The organism is Roseobacter sp. HKCCD6576-2 (assembly GCF_013179285.1).
Lineage (GTDB): Bacteria > Pseudomonadota > Alphaproteobacteria > Rhodobacterales > Rhodobacteraceae > Rhodophyticola > Rhodophyticola oceani.
In genome coordinates this window covers 426,749-443,503 of sequence record NZ_WVNW01000002.1, presented here as the reverse complement: position 1 = coordinate 443,503, position 16,755 = coordinate 426,749, and the positions used below count along the sequence as shown (strand labels likewise).

The 16,755-nt window shown below is 61.2% G+C and carries 16 protein-coding genes; 5 read left to right on the top strand and 11 right to left on the bottom strand.

What is annotated here, in order from left to right; all coding sequences use genetic code 11:
* Positions 1 to 339: 339 nt before the first annotated feature.
* A complete protein-coding gene (locus GTF44_RS09260; protein WP_171560737.1) occupies positions 340 to 1,539 on the top strand; it encodes a multidrug effflux MFS transporter in 1,200 nt (399 codons plus the stop codon).
* A 181-nt stretch (positions 1,540 to 1,720) separates the two neighbouring features.
* Here the strand turns inward: GTF44_RS09260 and GTF44_RS09255 are convergent, their stop codons facing one another.
* Positions 1,721 to 3,562: an ABC transporter ATP-binding protein/permease gene (locus tag GTF44_RS09255; protein WP_171560739.1), complete on the bottom strand. Its 1,842-nt coding sequence runs from the start codon at positions 3,560 to 3,562 to the stop codon at positions 1,721 to 1,723.
* An 80-nt stretch (positions 3,563 to 3,642) separates the two neighbouring features.
* Positions 3,643 to 4,857, bottom strand: a complete 1,215-nt coding sequence (locus GTF44_RS09250; RefSeq protein WP_171560741.1) for a LysM peptidoglycan-binding domain-containing protein — start codon at positions 4,855 to 4,857, stop codon at positions 3,643 to 3,645.
* 124 nt (positions 4,858 to 4,981) lie between these two features.
* Between GTF44_RS09250 and GTF44_RS09245 the strand changes: the two genes are divergently transcribed.
* The gene (locus GTF44_RS09245; protein ID WP_145208971.1) at positions 4,982 to 5,530 is read left to right on the top strand and encodes a TIGR00730 family Rossman fold protein; all 549 of its coding nucleotides are present in this window, start codon (positions 4,982 to 4,984) and stop codon (positions 5,528 to 5,530) included.
* Here the strand turns inward: GTF44_RS09245 and rarD are convergent.
* The 8 genes from rarD to GTF44_RS09205 form a co-directional block, all read right to left on the bottom strand.
* Entirely contained in the window at positions 5,499 to 6,380 is an 882-nt protein-coding gene (gene rarD / locus GTF44_RS09240; protein ID WP_171560742.1) for an EamA family transporter RarD, read from the bottom strand. The two genes, GTF44_RS09245 and rarD, sit on opposite strands and share 32 nt — an antisense overlap.
* Before the next feature lie 112 nt (positions 6,381 to 6,492).
* Complete coding sequence (locus GTF44_RS09235) at positions 6,493 to 7,095, bottom strand: superoxide dismutase (RefSeq protein WP_171560744.1); 603 nt, start codon at positions 7,093 to 7,095, stop codon at positions 6,493 to 6,495.
* Between the two features lie 124 nt (positions 7,096 to 7,219).
* Positions 7,220 to 7,813 carry a hypothetical protein gene (locus GTF44_RS09230; protein WP_171560747.1) on the bottom strand — a complete coding sequence of 198 codons (594 nt, stop codon included), beginning with the start codon at positions 7,811 to 7,813 and terminating at the stop codon, positions 7,220 to 7,222.
* 230 nt (positions 7,814 to 8,043) lie between these two features.
* Entirely contained in the window at positions 8,044 to 8,616 is a 573-nt protein-coding gene (locus tag GTF44_RS09225) for a sarcosine oxidase subunit gamma (RefSeq protein ID WP_171560749.1), read from the bottom strand.
* A complete protein-coding gene (locus GTF44_RS09220; protein ID WP_171560752.1) occupies positions 8,609 to 11,626 on the bottom strand; it encodes a sarcosine oxidase subunit alpha family protein in 3,018 nt (1,005 codons plus the stop codon). Before GTF44_RS09220 ends, GTF44_RS09225 begins: the two co-directional genes overlap by 8 nt.
* Positions 11,623 to 11,943 carry a sarcosine oxidase subunit delta gene (locus tag GTF44_RS09215; RefSeq protein ID WP_145208983.1) on the bottom strand — a complete coding sequence of 107 codons (321 nt, stop codon included), beginning with the start codon at positions 11,941 to 11,943 and terminating at the stop codon, positions 11,623 to 11,625. The genes GTF44_RS09220 and GTF44_RS09215 overlap by 4 nt, the downstream gene beginning before the upstream one ends.
* A gap of 234 nt (positions 11,944 to 12,177) precedes the next feature.
* A complete protein-coding gene (locus GTF44_RS09210; RefSeq protein WP_171560755.1) occupies positions 12,178 to 12,411 on the bottom strand; it encodes a hypothetical protein in 234 nt (77 codons plus the stop codon).
* A gap of 196 nt (positions 12,412 to 12,607) precedes the next feature.
* Positions 12,608 to 13,855 carry a sarcosine oxidase subunit beta family protein gene (locus tag GTF44_RS09205; protein ID WP_171560757.1) on the bottom strand — a complete coding sequence of 416 codons (1,248 nt, stop codon included), beginning with the start codon at positions 13,853 to 13,855 and terminating at the stop codon, positions 12,608 to 12,610.
* 194 nt (positions 13,856 to 14,049) lie between these two features.
* Between GTF44_RS09205 and ccmI the strand changes: the two genes are divergently transcribed.
* The 3 genes from ccmI to GTF44_RS09190 are packed head-to-tail and all read left to right on the top strand — an operon-like array spanning position 14,050 to position 15,995.
* Positions 14,050 to 15,285, top strand: coding sequence for a c-type cytochrome biogenesis protein CcmI (gene ccmI, locus GTF44_RS09200; RefSeq protein ID WP_171560760.1), 1,236 nt, complete (start codon positions 14,050 to 14,052; stop codon positions 15,283 to 15,285).
* Positions 15,282 to 15,764, top strand: a complete 483-nt coding sequence (gene ruvX / locus GTF44_RS09195; RefSeq protein WP_171560763.1) for a Holliday junction resolvase RuvX — start codon at positions 15,282 to 15,284, stop codon at positions 15,762 to 15,764. Before ccmI ends, ruvX begins: the two co-directional genes overlap by 4 nt.
* Positions 15,765 to 15,995 (top strand): DUF1289 domain-containing protein, encoded by a 231-nt coding sequence (locus GTF44_RS09190; protein WP_171560766.1) that lies wholly within the window; start codon positions 15,765 to 15,767, stop codon positions 15,993 to 15,995. It begins immediately after the preceding gene.
* A 79-nt stretch (positions 15,996 to 16,074) separates the two neighbouring features.
* On the opposite strand, the gene GTF44_RS09185 is transcribed toward GTF44_RS09190, so the two are convergent.
* Positions 16,075 to 16,644 (bottom strand): DJ-1/PfpI family protein, encoded by a 570-nt coding sequence (locus GTF44_RS09185; RefSeq protein WP_171560768.1) that lies wholly within the window; start codon positions 16,642 to 16,644, stop codon positions 16,075 to 16,077.
* Positions 16,645 to 16,755: the final 111 nt, after the last annotated feature.

The following is a 16,755-nucleotide window of genomic DNA, read 5'->3' as shown; positions in this document are numbered from 1 at the left end:
GGAGGCCGTCTTCGCTTTGCAGCCATGGTCCAATTTCCGGCTCGTGAACAATCATGTAGGCGGTTCTTGCTGGACGATTGAGAACCTCGTCAGCGTCGCATCTCTGTCTTCGAAGCGCCCAAAATGCATAACGCGCCACCTCACAGGAACGGCAGCTTTCTTTATTGCCACTGGGGATCAAGCTGACTACGCTCGATTTCAAAGGAGTTAGACCATGACCTTTACTCTCGTCGTCGTAGTAAACCAGAGGTGCATGGTCTGATAAAGTTCTCCATGAACGTTTCCATGCGCCCCCGACATTCTCGGGGGCTTTTTGTTTCTACAGATCAGAACGCCAAGATGACCCGCATAAGAACACCTCCGCATTTAGATACACTGATCCTGTTGACCGGGTTCTCACCCATGTCGCTCAACATGTTCTTGCCTTCTCTGGCCAACATCGCTGTCGATCTTGAAACCGACTACGGCACCGTGAGCTGGGCAATCTCTAGATATCTGGCAATGACTGCTATCATTCAGCTCATCATAGGCCCCTTGTCGGACCGGATTGGCAGGCGACCGGTCCTGTTGGTGGCTCTGCTTGTGTTTGCAGTTGCGTCCGTGGGGTGCGCCTTTGCCCCGAACATCGAGACCTTTCTGCTCTGCCGGATGCTCCAGGGTGGCGTCATCGGCGGGTATGCTCTGTCTCTCGCGATAGTCCGGGACACAAGAACGGAACGAGAGGCCGTGAGCCTGATCGGATATATCGGGATGGTCATGGCAATCGCCCCAATGATCGCTCCCATGCTGGGTGGCGTTCTGGACACCTTCTTTGGGTGGCGGTCTGTCTTTGGTTTCTACGCTGTCGGGGGCTTTGGATTGCTATTGCTTTGCTGGTTGGATCTTGGAGAGACGAAGCCACAAAGAGCACCGGATACCGGCCCTCCAGTGTCTGTCACGACGACGCTTATCCGCGAACCACTTTTCTGGGCCTACGCGCTCTGCGGCACTCTCTCTGTCGGCGCATTCTACATCTTTTTGACGGGCGTACCCCTCGTCGCCCAGTCCAGCTTTGATGTCACAACCGCCGAACTTGGGGTCTACATCGGGACAATCACGGTTGGCTTTATGATCGGCGGGTTCCTTGCCGGTCGCTTAGGGAAGCGCTTTGAGCCGACAACCATGATGATTGCGGGTCGGGTTGTTGCGTGCTCTGGCCTAGTGGCTGGCTTGGTGCCGCTCGCTTTGGGGATCACCTCGACGGAACTCTTCTTTGCCAGCACTCTCTTCGTCGGGCTTGGGAACGGGATTACAATGCTCGGAAGCAATGCCGGGGCTATGTCGGTGCGTCCTGATCTCGCCGGGAGCGCTGCAGGACTAAGCGGTGCTCTCATCGTTGCAGGCGGTGCCCTCCTTACCGCCGCGACGGGCAATCTCGTCTCAGAGAGCAACGGTCCACAAACCTTGCTTGTCCTGATGCTTATGGCATCCGCGATGGGTCTGGGCTTCGCCATCTGGGCGGCCTGGCTCAAGCAAAGATATGCTGATCGTCAGGCCTAAGAGCGGCCATCGGCGCACCAGTTCCGCAATCGCATCTGGGCCGACGATCAGAGCCTCAATCTAACACCCCAACTTCGATCGAGATATAGAAGCATAAACTGACCCGAGCCAAAACTCCGTGGCAACGCCGGTCAAGAAGGGCTCCCGAAGGGGGCGTGACGCGGCCCGCCGCCTCCCTGCTTTAAGCGGCGTTCTCTTCCTCGGCCATCTGGCGATGCCACATCGCCGCATAACGCCCGGCGCGGGCCACCAACTCATCATGGGTTCCACCCTCGACGATTTCCCCCCGCTCCAACACGATGATCTGATCGGCGTCCACAACTGTCGAAAGCCGGTGCGCAATGGTGATGACGGACCGCCCCTGCCCCATCATTCGCAACTCTTCCTGAATATCGCGCTCGGTTTCGGTATCGAGCGCCGAGGTCGCCTCATCCAAAAGCAGGATCGGCGGGTCTTTCAGCAAGGTCCGGGCAATGCCCACCCGCTGCTTCTCGCCGCCCGACAGTTTCAAACCGCGTTCGCCCACCGCGGTCTCGTACCCCTCGGGCAGTGCGGCAATAAAGTCATGAATCTTTGCCGCCCGCGCCGCCGCCTCGATCTCAGCAAATGTCGCCTCAGGGCGGCCATAGGCGATGTTGTAGCGGATGGTGTCGTTGAACAGCACCGTGTCCTGCGGCACCACCCCAATCTGCGCATGCAGACTGTCTTGCGTGATCTCGCGCAGATCCTGCCCGTCGATCCGGATCGCGCCGCCATCCACATCATAAAACCGGAAGAGAAGCCGCCCGATGGTGGATTTGCCCGACCCCGACGGCCCGACCAAGGCAACGGTCTTGCCTGGGGCCACGCGGAAACTGACACCTTTCAAAATCGGGCGCGCCGCGTCATAGCCAAAGGCCACATCCTCGAAGACAACGTTCCCTTCGGTGCAATCCAGTTCCGGCGCACCTGCACGATCCGTCACCTCGGCGGGCTGCTCCAACAGATCGAACATCTCGCCCATATCCACCAGGCTCTGCCGGATTTCGCGATAAACCGTGCCCAGGAAGTTCAGCGGCATGGTGATCTGAATCATATAGGCGTTGACCATAACAAAATCGCCCACGGTCAGGCTGCCATCCTGCACGCCCAAAGCCGCCATCACCATCACAATCACCAACCCCGTGGTGATGATCAGCGATTGCCCGAAATTCAACGCCGCCAGAGAATAAGACGTCTTCAGCGCCGCTGTCTCATAGCCCGCCATCGCGCCATCATAGCGCATCGCCTCGCGGTTCTCGGCGCCAAAATACTTGACGGTTTCGAAGTTGAGCAGACTGTCGATTGCCTTCTGGTTCGCATCCGTATCTTGGTCATTCATCTCTTTGCGAATTTTCACCCGCCATTCGGTGACCTTGAAGGTGAACCAGATATAGATCGCAATCGTCACCGACAGCACGATCAGATAATTGATGTCGAACACGACCGCCAGAATGATGCCGGTCAGCGCGAGTTCCAAAATCAGTGGCCCAACCGAGAACAACAGAAACCGCAGCAAAAACTCGACGCCCTTCACGCCACGCTCGATGATCCGACTCAAGCCGCCCGTCTTCCGTGTGATGTGATAGCGCAGGCTCAGCGCGTGGATATGGCGGAAGGTCTCGAGCGCCAACTGTCGGAGCGCGCGTTGCGCTACCCGGGCAAAAATCGCGTCCCGAAGCTGTTGGAAGCCGATATTGGCCGCGCGCGCGACGCCATAGGCGATGGTCACGCCCACCGCGCCGAAAATCAAAAGCCACGCGGCGGAGCCTTCCCCCTCTCCGGCCAGCGCATCAACGGCGGCTTTATAGAGAAACGGTGTGAACACCGCGACCAGTTTGGCCACGACGAGCATGACCAGCGCCAAGACAACCCGGTACTTCACCCAAGCTTGGCCTTTCGGCCACAGATAGGGCGCGACTTTGCGGATCGTGCGCCAGCCGCTGCGGCGCTCGCGGGCTTCAATATCGGTGCTGTCGTCGGAGATCGAGATGTCGGAAGGCATGGGCTGGCACGGAATTCCTGCTGGCGGCGCTAGAAGAGGTAATCTAGGCGCTCCGCCAGGGGATGACCAGGGGACAAGGCTTACTCTGCCGCCAATTCCGGGATGGTGAAGACCTGACCTGGGAAGATCAAATCCGGGTCGCGGATCAGATCTTGGTTCGCCTCATAAACCTGAACATATAGAATGCCTTCGCCAAAACGGTCTTTGGCGATCCCCCATAGGGTGAAGCCCGGCTGGACGGTGACGACCGATACACCGGAGTCCGCTTGCGGCAACGCGGCCAAAACCGCGGGCTCTTCACGCAAGAACGGCGTCTCGACGCGGCTGACAACTTGGCCCCCGGCATCGACCTGATCGACGCGCAGCGTGTAGGTGCCCGGGTCGACCTCCGGCAGTTCGGCGCGCCATTGCCCTTCGGGATCGATCTCAGCCAGTCGGATCGGTTGATTGTCGAGATAGACCTGCAATCCACTGGTCGCCTGCCCACGCCCGGCGAGCACCACCTCGCCCTCCAGATCATAGGTGATGGTATCGAGCACGATCTGATCTTGCACCGAGGGACCGGCACCGTCCGACGGCTGCAGCACACGCACACCGCTGTCATCGGCAACCAGAACCGTGGGGGCCTCCGGCTCCGATGTGGGCGTGGGTTCCGCCGCGCTCTCAGTCGCGTCTATCGCAGCTGCCAACTCTGTCTCGGCCGTGCTCGCATCACCTGATGGCGCTTGTGTCTCCTCCGCCGCGGTTTCGATTGGCCCGGTGGTCGGCGCGATAATGAGGCTCTCCTCTGCGGCCAAAACCTCGCCGCCGTCCGACGTCGTCTCCAGGCTCAAAACGCGCGGCGTTTCGGAGGCCGGCAGGGACAGCATCGCAACAAAATCGCCGCTGTCATCGGCGCGCGCCACGTCAATCTCATCACCATCCAGCATCAGCGTGACATCCGCGCCTGGCTGCGCTCGGCCCGCAATGACAGTCGCACCGGTCGGCTCAACCCGCACCACGTCAATCTCGGGCCCGCGCGGCGATGAGGGCTCGACTGAGGGCGTCGCAGCAGCATCAGATACGGCGCTGTCCGTATCGGCGGCCTGGTCTGTCACAACCTCAGTTTCTTCGATGATCGGCGCGCCATCTTGCTCCGACCCTGCTATTGACGTTGCGATCTGATCCGGATCGACCGGACCCGGCGCCAAGAAGACCGACCATCCAACAATCGCTGCGACAGCCACCGCTGCCGCAGCGCCTGCGCCAATAGCAACGGCGCTACCGTTGAACCCTGTACCAGTGCCTAAGGCCATTTCCCCATCCAAGCCGAGTCCCGGTGCTTTTTGCCGCGTCTTGAATGCGCGCACGCCGGGTTGAGTGACTGTATCAACACGACTATCAGGGGGCAAAACACCTCTTTGTGCAAGGGTTGCGCGTTTGACTTTCTCCGTCTGTGTCTATTGCGGCTCGCGTCCGGGGGCCGATCCCGAATATATGGCCGATGCGACGGCGCTTGGTGAAGCGCTGGCTCAGGCTGGCATGCGGCTGGTCTATGGGGCTGGCGATGTTGGGCTGATGGGGGCCGTGGCACGCGCGGCCCAAACCAATGGTGGCGACACATTCGGGGTTATTCCGACCCATCTTTTGAGCCGCGAAGTTGGCAAGCGCGATCTGGGCCGGTTCATCATCACTGAGAATATGCATGAACGCAAAAAGGTGATGTTCATGAACTCCGATGCCATCGTGGTTTTGCCCGGTGGCGCGGGGTCGCTGGACGAGTTCTTCGAAGTGCTCACCTGGCGGCAACTGGGCCTGCATCAAAAGCCGATCCTTTTGATGAACACCGCGCAGTATTGGGACCCGCTGATTGGGATGATGACCCATCTGGTCGATCAAGGGTTCGCCGAGGCGAGCTTGCTCGAGTTCTTCCGCGTGATCGACACGATCCCGGCCATCATGACGGCTTTGGACTCGGCCCGCGCCTAAGACTGGCCCAGGAATAGATCGCCAACGCGAGCCAGATGATCGGAAAGGCGATGGCGTGCCAGAGGGTGATCACCTCTCCAAGTATCAGGACTGCGGTTGCGAATTGCAGGGTCGGGTTGAGATATTGGACCAGCCCAATCGTCGACATCGCCGCGCGTTTCGCGGCGTAGGAAAACAAGATCAGCGGAATGGCGGTCATCGGTCCGGCCAGCACAAGCAGCAGGCTCAGCCAGATATCATGCCCAAAGGCACCCTGCCCCGCACCCAACCAAATCAGATAGCCCAAGGCAAGCGGCGCAAGCAGCAAAACCTCTGCCGAGACCGACACGACAGGCCCCGCCGCCACCCATCGCTTCAACAAGCCATAAATGCCGAAGGTCACCGCCAAGGTGATAGAAATCCAAGGCGCAACACCGAGCCCGACCGTCAGGACGGTCACCGCGACGGCGGCCAACTCCACAGCGACCCATTGCGCCGTACCGAGCCGTTCGCCAAGCACCACCGCCCCAATCAAAACGGCGACAAGCGGAAAAATGTAATAGCCCAGGGCGGATTCGACTGTGCGCCCGACTTGCACCGAATAAATGAACAAGAACCAATTGGCCGAGATCATCAGCGCCGCGACAAAGACCAACCCCAAGGCCCGCGCGCCGGACAAAGCCTTGGGCAGCTCGCGCAACCGCCGCTGCCCCGCCAAGACTAGGCCAAACACCGCCAAAGACCAAAGCGTACGATGCGCCAAAACCTCTAGCGGCGGCACCTCGGACAGCAGCTTGTAGAAGATCGGCGATAGGCCCCAGATGACACAAGCCGCCATCATCGCCAGCACGCCTTTGGCTGCCTCGCTCATTCCCAATCCCTTCCAACGGACCAGCCGTTTCACGACGTTTTGGCAGCGTCAAGACATGAAAAAGGCCCGCGCACTGGCGGGCCTTGTCTCAGTCACTCGGGAAAGAAAGGGGTTAGCCCAACCGGCTTGCCACATTCTCCCAATTCACCAGGTTGTCGAGGAAGTTGGTGAGATAGGCCGGGCGTTTGTTCCGGAAATCAATGTAATAGGAGTGTTCCCACACATCGCACCCCAAAAGCGCGGTTTGGCCGAAGCAGAGCGGGTTCACACCGTTTTCGGTTTTGGTGATTTTCAGCGTGCTATCAGTGTCGACCACCAGCCAGGCCCAGCCAGAGCCAAACTGTCCGGCGCCCGCGGCGGAGAATTGCGATTTGAACTCATCGACCGAGCCGAACGCGTCGGTGATGCGGCTTTCCAACTCGCCTGGCATGGCGGCGACGCCCGGGCCCATCATTTCCCAGAACTGGTTGTGGTTCCACAGCTGGCTGATGTTGTTGAAGATACCATTCTGCGCCACGGCGGTCGCGTCATAAGTGCCGGTGATGATCTCTTCGAGCGATTTGCCGTCCCATTCGGTGCCGGCGATCAGCTTGTTGCCATTGTCCACATAGGCCTTGTGGTGCAGGTCGTGGTGATATTCCAACGTCTCTTTCGACATGCCGTTATCGGCAAGCGCGTCATGAGCGTAAGGAAGATCGGGAAGTTCGAATGCCATGGTCGGGCCCCTCTTTGTTGGCTTGATGCGTCTCCAGACATCTCGGGCGATTGGGCCGCGTCGTCAAGGGCAGAGCCGCGAGAAAGCCAGACTTTATGAAGGACCGCCTTGAGGATAACGCGCCTCAGGTCTGCGAGGGCGCGGGCCAGTGAGGTGGCAACTCGAGCGGTCGCCGGGATGCAACACGGTTCAGCAGGTACCAAGTCCGGCATTCTTCGCGTGAGAAGGTGCGCAGACGATAGCTTTCGGTCGCGTTTCTTCCAATTAGATCCAACCGGTCCACAGGGCCTGAGAACAAACGACCAAAAGACCGGCAAAACGAGCGATAAAGCAGTTCCTGCGGTGGCATCTCGCTCGCCACGCTGGCCAAATCTTTGTCAGGCGGAACATCAAGGATGATCATGAAGACGCGGCTTTCGTAGCGAAACTCCGAAAGCGGGCCATCTGGACCATCCGACAAGGCCTGCGCAGCGTAACTGGCGATCTCCGCTGCCGCCAACGGCTGGGTAATCGCACTCTTCAGATAGCGCTCGCTGTAGGCAATCCCGCCGAAGACCAGGCAAAGCGCAAGCAAGAGCGCGCTACGTCCCAACCGGTGTTGGCGCTCAAAGGCCAGCAGGATCGTGATGTACAAGATCAGGCCAATGACCGGAACGATCAGCAAGATGCCGAGCATGTTGATCATCTGTTGCTGCGCATCGAGGAACTCGGTTGGCATATAGAAACCACCGTCAAGCCGCTGTCTCCTTATGTACCAAAGCGAAAAGGCAAAAGGTAGCAGCGCGAACACAATAACTAGCGTCAGAGGTTTCGGACCACGCTGCCGCGGGCGCGGCATGGCGACAGTGGGTATTGCGTCGCGAGACATGAAAGACACTCCATCACTAGGTAAATAGTGATCCAGGTCTATTTCTTGATTCTGGAGAAAATGAGGCTAAGAGCGGGCGCTTATAGGCCGCGATAGTAATCCACCTCTCCGCCGGGTTTTGCCGACAGGGTCAACAGATCAAACACATAGCGCGCGACCGATCGGAAGCAGATCAGCCGAAAGCTGTCCGGGCCGGTCATCCAGAAGGCCGCCGGAACCTGCGCAAGACGCGTGCGGCGCATCTCGCCCGGTTCAAACACACCCGGGCGCAGGTCGACCGGCGCAAGCTTCGCCAGGACCTCGCGCGCGCCCGCACCTTCAATCGCGAAAAACGCGCGGGCGTCCGAGACATTGACCGCCAAGTGATGTGCGCCCGTCAATTCGGAGCTTAGGGTTGCAACGCAGGCATCCGCCTGGTCATGCCCGCAAAGAATCAAAAGCTCATCGCGCGCCATCCAAGCGACGGCCCCAGACTCGCCTTCGGCGATTCCCCTTTGGGTCGGCAAAGCCAGCCCGGTGGCGGCCTGCACCGCCTTTGCGGCCTCCGGCGTGGACAGGTCCGCCTTCAGCGTCACCATGCCTTGCAGCCCGAGCTCTTTCACCGCGGCAAAACCTTGGGCCGTGGCCCCCATCAACGCACTCACCTTAGACATTCTGCTTCTCCCCGTCCGGGTCATAGAAGACCGGGCTGACGATGCGGGCTTTGATCACTTTGTCGGTCACGGTGTTGAACTCCAACACCTCCCCCATCCGATCCGGTCCATGGCGGACCAGCCCCATGGCAATCCCCCGGTTCAGCGTCGGCGAGTGATAGGTCGAGGTCACGCGGCCTTGGGTGTTGCGCTGCCCATTGGCGTTTCGTCCATCGGCCAGCGCATAGCTGCCATCGGGCAGAACGGAACCGTCCAAGGTCTCCAGACCGACCAGTTTCCAGCGGTCCGGGTCGGTCATATAGCTCCGCGCCTGCGCCCGCTTGCCCAGGTAGTCCTCTTTCTTCTTGGAGATTGCCCAATCGAGGCCCAAATCTTGCGGGATCACCGTGCCGTCGGTCTCGTCACCGATCATGATGAAGCCTTTTTCGGCCCGCATCACATGCAGCGCTTCGGTGCCATAGGCCGTGGCATCGAACTCGGCCCCGGCCTCATGCAGGGCATCCCAGAATGCCCGTCCCTGGCTGGCCGGCACGGCAACTTCGAAACTCAACTCGCCAGAGAAGGAAATCCGGAACACCCGCGCGTCGAATTCGCCGATCTTGCCCTCGGCCCAAGCCATGAAGGGCAAGGCCTCCGCCGACAAATCCATATCGCCGCCGAGTTTCTCCAGCACCGCCCGCGCTTTCGGACCCACAACCGCGATCTGCGCCCATTGCTCGGTGACATTGGCGGTGTGCACCCGCCAATCCCACCATTCGCATTGCAGCCAATCTTCCATATGGGCGTAGATGTGATCGGCACCGCCCGTGGTGGTGTGCACCAGGAACGTCTCGTCATCGAGCCGCGCCACAACCCCGTCATCCATCAGGAACCCGTTCTCCGAGCACATCAGCCCATAGCGGCACCGGCCCGGTTTCAGCGTGCTCATCATATTGGTGTAGAGCATGTCCATGAACCGGCCCGCGTCGGGGCCTTTGACGATGATCTTGCCCAAGGTCGACGCGTCGAGCAGGCCAAGGCTGTTCCGGGTCGCGGTGATCTCGCGGGCAACGGCTTCGGCATGGCTTTCCTCGCCGCGCGGGAAGCAATATGGCCGCCGCCAGCCGCCGACCGGCTCAAACACCGCGCCATTGGCCTCATGCCAGTCATGGATCGGCGTGCGCCGGATCGGCTGGAACACGTCGCCGCGGGCCTCACCCGCAATCGCGCCCATGGAGATCGGGGTATAAGGTGGGCGGAAGGTGGTTGTGCCGACCTGTGGGATCGGCGCGTTCAGCGCTTGAGAAAGCACCGCCAATCCATTGATATTACTTAGCTTCCCTTGATCGGTTGCCATGCCGAGCGTGGTGTAGCGCTTGGTGTGTTCGACGCTTTCATAGCCCTCGCGCGCGGCGAGTTGCACATCCGACACTTTCACGTCGTTCTGGAAATCCAGCCACATCTTGGCGCGCTTGGCCTCATCCGCGCCCTGCGGCATCACCCAAACTGGCGAGATCGGCGCTTCATCGGGCATGTCGATTGCGAGTAAGTCCGGACCGGTTTCGATCGGCGCGCCCAGAGCCGCCGCGACCTGCCGGGCGACGGCATCCGCATTCGCGAACACTTCACGGGTCAGCATTGCGCCATCTGCGGCCCCGGCGCAGGTCACAAATCCCTGCCCGTCATGCGAAGTCGGTGGGCGATCCGGGTCGGGGCGAAAAAACGCGCCTGCTTCATCCCAGTTTAACTTGCCGCCGCAATGGGACCAGAGATGCACCACCGGCGACCAGCCGCCGGACATCGCCACCGCATCGCAGGCGACCTCTTCACTGACCGCGCCCTCGCCCGCTTGTAGACAGAGTGCAACGCCGGTGACCTTGCCGCGTCCTTTGACCTTGGCGATGCCAGTGCCGGTCTTGACCGGAATGCCAAGCGCCCGCGCCTCTTGCGGCAGCGCGCCGTCTGCCGCAGGTCGGGCATCGACGATGCAGGGCACATCAAGGCCCGCTCGTTTGATCGCGATGGCGGTGCGATAGGCGTCGTCATTATTGGTCACAACCACTGTGCGGTCTCCCGGCGAAACCGCGTGGTTCACCACATAGTCGCGCACCGCCGAGGCGAGCATCACGCCCGGAATATCGTTCCCGGCAAAGCTGAGCGGCCGCTCCAGAGCGCCGGTGGCCGAGATCACTTGCTTCGCCCGGATCCGCCAGAGCCGGTGACGGGGTGCGTCCGCATCCGGCGTGTGATCGGAGATGCGTTCATAAGCCGTCACGTACCCATGATCATAGACGCCCGCAACCATGGTTCGGGTCCGCAGTTTCACAGCCTCGCTTTGGGTCAACGCTTCGACGGTGCTCTTGACCCAGTCTGCTGCCGAGGTGCCCTCAAGACCGATCCCATCGACCAATGCGCGCCCGCCCCAATGGGCAGTCTGCTCGACCACCAGGACCGACAGCCCGGCCCGCGCGGCGGTCCGCGCCGCTTGCAGACCGGCGACACCGCCGCCCACAACCAGCACATCGACAAAGGCATAGAAATGCTCATACCGATCCGCATCGCGGTCCTTTGGCGCAGCGCCCAGACCGGCGGATTGGCGGATAAATGGCTCAAACACATGTTTCCAGAAGGCGCGCGGATACATGAAGGTCTTGTAGTAAAACCCGCCTGGCAGCGCGCGGGCGGCAAGCTGGTTCACCGCACCGATATCGAATTCGAGGCTCGGCCAGTGGTTCTGGCTCCGCGCCGCTAACCCGTCGAAGAGCTCGGTCGTGGTCGCCCGCTGATTGGGTTCGAATTTGCCTCCTTCGCCCAAATTGACGAGTGCGTTCGGCTCTTCCGCGCCGGAGGCCATGATGCCGCGCGGACGGTGGTATTTGAACGAGCGGCCAACGAGGGTCTGACCATTGGCCAGAAGCGCCGAGGCGAGCGTGTCGCCCGCAAAGCCTTTAAGGCGTTTGCCGTTGAAGGAGAACTCAACTTGAGCGCTGCGGTCGATGAGGTGACCGCCAGTGGCGAGACGGGTGCTCATGCGGGGCTCCAGTCAGGGCGTTTGTCTTTAATCTTGGCGATGATGTCGGCAGGCGGTTCGGTGGTCTGAGCCGAATAGGTCCCGAAAACCTCGAGCGTCGCCGTATCTCGCGCCGCAAGGAACCATTTTCCACAGCCATAGGCGTGACGCCAACGCTCGAAATGCACGCCTCTCGGGTTGTCCCGCTGGAACAGATACGCCTCGAAATCCGCATCGTCTGACCCAGGTCCAAAGCGTTTCAAATGCGCTTCACCACCCGGGGCCAGTTCGGTTTCCTCCACGGCGAGGCCGCAATTTGGGCAGGTTAGGATCAGCATATCTGGGCCTCAACTCTGGGCGTATGTATTTGGAAAACAACGGGCTTCGAGACGGATTGCTCGACGCCCTGCGAGAGAATGGCATGCCTTGGAAAACCGTCACCGCCGCCGCCGCGAGGCCCGTCTGCGCAGAAAACAGCGGTGGCGTTCAAAGACCCCGTCGGGATCATAAACAAGCAAAGGACAGACGCCGAAAGGCGCCCGTCCGATGCGATTGCGGTTTTATAAGCGGGGTTATTGGCCGGTTGTGGGTGCCACCGGCGCGCTTGCCGCGCCATCGGTTGCCGGCGCGGTTGCGGCGGCAGGGTCGGTCGGCGCTGTCCCCTCTCCATCGCCGCCGATGAAGAGCATGGCAATGAAGAAAAGCACGATGATCCCGACAACGAACGCGAGCGCCCCCAGGGCCCCGCCCGAACTTCCCTGCGAGTCATAATCGAAGGCGTTGTTTCTGTGGTGATAGTCAGCCATGGGGAGTCCTCCTTTGCTGCGCGACACAGCATGGAAGACGTGGACGAAGGCTCAATCGCTCTGCCGATGGGCCTCTGATCTCGGCCAAAAAGGGCCGGTTCGGTCCTATTTTGGCAGCCAGAACATGCCAGTGACGCGGATTTTCCGGCGCGGGCCGGGATGAAGGCCGCCGAGCGCTGATTGAAGCGGATCGTTGTCAATGCGCCACCCCCGCCGCGACGCTTTCGTCAATGAACCGGCCCTCGCGGAACCGCTCCAGGCCAAACTCGGCGGCCAGCGGGCCGGGCGCGCCGTTCGCGATCATTTCGGCGGTGGCCCAACCGGAGCCAGGAATGGCTTTGAACCCGCCGGTGCCCCATCCGCAATTGATAAAACAACCGCCAAGCGGCGTCGGTGAGATGATCGGCGAGCGGTCGCCGGTGACATCCACGATCCCGCCCCATTGCCGCAACATCTTCAAACGGCTGATCATTGGGAAGGTTTCGACCAGGGCACGGACGGTTTCCTCGATATGATGGAAGGACCCGCGTTGGGTGTAGTTGTTATAGCCATCGGTGCCGCCGCCGATCACCATCTCGCCCTTGTCGGACTGGCTCATATAGCCATGGACCGTGTTGGCCATCACCACCACATCCATGCAGGGCTTGATCGGTTCCGACACCAATGCCTGGAGCGCCACCGATTCAATCGGCAGACGGAAGCCCGCCATATCTGCCAGGACCCCGGAATGGCCCGCCACGACGATGCCAAGCTTGCCGCAGGCGATCGCGCCCTTGGTGGTCTCGACGCCGGTCACTTGGCCGTTTTCGGACCGCACGCCGGTGACTTCGCATTGTTGGATGATGTCCATGCCCATATCGGAACAGGCGCGGGCATAGCCCCAAGCGACCGCATCATGGCGCGCGGTGCCGCCGCGCGGTTGCCACAGCGCGCCCAGAACAGGGTACCGCGGGCCATCAATATGAATGATAGGGCAAAGCTCCTTCACCCGCTCCGGCCCGATGAACTCTGTTGAAACGCCTTGCAGCGCATTGGCATGCGCCGTGCGCTGATAGCCGCGGATCTCATGTTCGGTCTGGGCCAACATCATCACGCCGCGGGGGCTGAACATGACGTTGTAGTTCAGGTCCTGGCTCATCGTCTCGTAAAGCGAACGGGCCTTTTCGTAGATCGCTGCCGAGGGGTCCTGCAGGTAATTCGAGCGGATGATTGTGGTGTTCCGGCCGGTATTGCCGCCACCAAGCCAGCCTTTCTCGATCACGGCGACATTGGTGATGCCGTGGTTCTTGCCCAGGTAATAGGCGGTGGCGAGGCCATGGCCCCCGGCCCCGACGATGATCACGTCATAGCGCGGCTTCGGCGCAGGGGACGCCCAAGCCCGTTCCCAGCCCAAATGGTGGCGCATGGCCTCACGGGCGATGGCAAAGGCGGAATAGCGGCGCATGGGTCTCCTTCCCGATTTGGGTGGCCCTGGTGTGCGGGAACGGGCGAGATGAGAGGATACTCGGCGCGGCATTTCAAGGCCGGATTGCGACAGCGGATCGGATTAGGTGGATATGGGCTGCGGCGGATTGTATCTTTTGCCCAAGCGATTGGCGGCTTAGATGATCAGGACGGCGTGAACGAACGAGAGGCATTATGGGATTTTGGATTGTCGCAGGCGCGACGTCAGTATTTGTGGCCCTGGCCATCTGGGCGGTGTTCTTGCGACCGCGTGGCGGGGATACGCCCTCGGCCGCCTATGACCTGCGGGTCTATCGCGACCAGTTGAAAGAGTTGGATCGCGACATGGCGCGCGGCGTCTTGAGCGAGGCGGAGGCGACCCGCGCCAAGGCCGAAGTCGCGCGCCGGGTGTTGGAAGCCGACCGGGCCTTACAAGCCGCTGGCCGTCAAACTGAGTCCGGCGGCCCGCGCGGCAAGCTGGTCCTGGCGCTTGGCTTGGTCGCGATGGTGGCGGGCAGCTTTGGCATCTATTGGCAAGTTGGCGCGCCCGGCTATCCCGATCTGCCCCTGGCGCTTCGGGTCGAGTTGGTGGAACAGGCCCGCGCGGAGCGGCCCAGCCAATCCGAGGTCGAGGCAGAGATCGGGGTGCGCCCGACCGTCGATGTCGATCCCGAGCGGGAAGCCTTGGTCGCCCAACTTCGCACCGTGATGGAGCAACGCCCCGATGACCCGGAAGGCATGTCGCTTTTGGCGCAGAACGAAGCCGCGCTTGGTAATTTTCGCGCTGCACGGCTGGCGCAGGAACGCCTGATTGATCTCCTGGGGGAAGACGTGACCGCGCAACATCATGTGGACCATGCCGAGATGATGGTGCTCGCGGCGGGGGGCTATGTCTCCCCCGAGGCCGAATCCGCTTTGGCGACGGCCTTGGATATGTCCTCCGGCAATGGCACGGCGCGCTATTATGTTGGCCTGATGTATGCGCAACAAGGCCGCGCCGATCTGGCGTATCCGATTTGGCGCAACCTATTGGCCGACAGCCCGCATGACGCACCTTGGCTTGAGCCGATCCGGCTGCAAATCGAAGACGTCGCCTATCTCGCAGGCGACAATGTGAGCTTGGCCGATCTGCCGCAGCCGCGCGCGCCGCGCGGCCCCAGCTTGGAGCAAATCGAAGCCGCCGAAGATATGGCCCCCGAGGATCGGCAAGCGATGGTCGAGGGCATGGTCGGCGGCTTGGCGGCGCGCCTGGCCTCCGAAGGCGGCCCGCCCGAGGATTGGGCGCAACTGATCCGCGCCTTTGGTGTCTTGGGCGAGACCGACCGCGCGCAGGCGATCCTGGACGAGGCGCGCGTGGTCTTTGCGGAGCGACCCGACGCGCTTGCCCTGGTGGAGGCTGCGGGCGAGACGTTGCCCAGGCCCGTCGAATGATCTTCGACACAATCGAAGACTTTGCCGCGGCCCTGCCCCAGGGCCGCGCGCTGATCGGGCTCGATTTCGGCACCAAGACGATCGGTGTCGCGGTGAGCGACAGGTTGCTGAGTGCGGCCACGCCGTTGGAGACCGTGAAGCGCAGCAAATTCACCCTTGATGCCGCGCGGTTGGTCACCCTGATCCAAGAGCGTGAGATCGGCGGGATGATCCTTGGCCTGCCGCGCAATATGGACGGGTCGGAGGGCCCGCGCGCGCAATCGACCCGCGCATTTGCCCGCAATCTCAGCCGATTGCCCGAGCTTGAGACCCTGCCGATCAGCTATTGGGACGAACGCTTGAGCACCGTGGCCGCCGAAAAAGCCCTGCTTGAGGCGGATACGACACGAAAACGTCGCGCCGAGGTCATTGATCATGTGGCGGCGGGATATATCTTGCAAGGCGCGCTCGACCGGTTGCGCTATCTACGGGATGCTTGAATGACTGACCAAGTTTGGAAACGCGACGAGATCGAGAGTCCGTGTATCAAGATTTGCGTGGTGCATCCCGAAACGCGGCTCTGCACCGGCTGCAACCGGTCGATCGATGAGATCAGCCAGTGGTCGAAACTCTCCGCCGAAGTTCGCGCCCAGATCATGGCCGAGTTGCCGACCCGCGCACCGATGCTGAAACAGCGGCGCGGCGGGCGGGCGGCCCGGCTGGCCAAGTAACGCATCCCTCTCCGCATCAAGATCGATTTTGGCAGGCTAGAAGACGTCGGAATGGCAGAGAGCTGCCACCTAAGACCCACTAGGCGTGTTCAGTCGCCATCATCTGTTTGAATTGTGCAACAGTCTCTCCGGGCAAGCCGACCGACTCAAAAACCGCAGCCGCAAAGCTTACGGGCGCTGTACCTGGGGCGGTGATAATGCCATCTGATGATACCGCCGATGCGCGGATCATGTAGTTGGCCGCGCCGCCATAGTCGGTTGCGTTCTGTATAAGGAAGTCCGCGTCATTCGAGGTGTGCGCGGTGTCATCCAGCAACCCCGCCCGGGCCAAGGCAAGTGTCCCGCCACAGATACCGGCAACAGTCGCACCTCGCGCCCGCGCCGCAACGAGGACGTCCGCGACATCCGGGGCTTGCGCAGTTTCCCAGATCATGCCGCCCACTACGACCACCACGTCTGGCTGCCAGGTCGCGAGGTCATCCATGTCTTGCCCAACAACCGCCTTGAGGCCGCCTTGCGACTGAACCGCGCCGCCCTCGGGCGCAAAATAATGGACATCGAAGCCATAGAACGGACGACCAGTTCCGCCGATCAGAGCATATTCCCAATCTGCGAAGCCTTCCGTCAAAACCACCGCGATCTTTGCCATGATCATTCTCCTATCCGAGCCCGACATGGACCAAGAAATAAGCAGGGCCTCTGTTCACAACAACACATACGCCCGTGGTTCTTCTGGCCCCCAAAGCGGCGTCCCGTAAGG

Coding starts and splice junctions, on each gene's coding strand:
- GTF44_RS09260 (WP_171560737.1), top strand. CDS start 340: ATGACCCGCATAAGAACACCTCCGCATTTAGATACACTGATCCTGTTG.
- GTF44_RS09255 (WP_171560739.1), bottom strand. CDS start 3,562: ATGCCTTCCGACATCTCGATCTCCGACGACAGCACCGATATTGAAGCC.
- GTF44_RS09250 (WP_171560741.1), bottom strand. CDS start 4,857: ATGGCCTTAGGCACTGGTACAGGGTTCAACGGTAGCGCCGTTGCTATT.
- rarD (WP_171560742.1), bottom strand. CDS start 6,380: ATGAGCGAGGCAGCCAAAGGCGTGCTGGCGATGATGGCGGCTTGTGTC.
- GTF44_RS09235 (WP_171560744.1), bottom strand. CDS start 7,095: ATGGCATTCGAACTTCCCGATCTTCCTTACGCTCATGACGCGCTTGCC.
- GTF44_RS09230 (WP_171560747.1), bottom strand. CDS start 7,813: ATGCCAACCGAGTTCCTCGATGCGCAGCAACAGATGATCAACATGCTC.
- GTF44_RS09225 (WP_171560749.1), bottom strand. CDS start 8,616: ATGTCTAAGGTGAGTGCGTTGATGGGGGCCACGGCCCAAGGTTTTGCC.
- GTF44_RS09220 (WP_171560752.1), bottom strand. CDS start 11,626: ATGAGCACCCGTCTCGCCACTGGCGGTCACCTCATCGACCGCAGCGCT.
- GTF44_RS09215 (WP_145208983.1), bottom strand. CDS start 11,943: ATGCTGATCCTAACCTGCCCAAATTGCGGCCTCGCCGTGGAGGAAACC.
- GTF44_RS09210 (WP_171560755.1), bottom strand. CDS start 12,411: ATGGCTGACTATCACCACAGAAACAACGCCTTCGATTATGACTCGCAG.
- GTF44_RS09205 (WP_171560757.1), bottom strand. CDS start 13,855: ATGCGCCGCTATTCCGCCTTTGCCATCGCCCGTGAGGCCATGCGCCAC.
- ccmI (WP_171560760.1), top strand. CDS start 14,050: ATGGGATTTTGGATTGTCGCAGGCGCGACGTCAGTATTTGTGGCCCTG.
- ruvX (WP_171560763.1), top strand. CDS start 15,282: ATGATCTTCGACACAATCGAAGACTTTGCCGCGGCCCTGCCCCAGGGC.
- GTF44_RS09190 (WP_171560766.1), top strand. CDS start 15,765: ATGACTGACCAAGTTTGGAAACGCGACGAGATCGAGAGTCCGTGTATC.
- GTF44_RS09185 (WP_171560768.1), bottom strand. CDS start 16,644: ATGGCAAAGATCGCGGTGGTTTTGACGGAAGGCTTCGCAGATTGGGAA.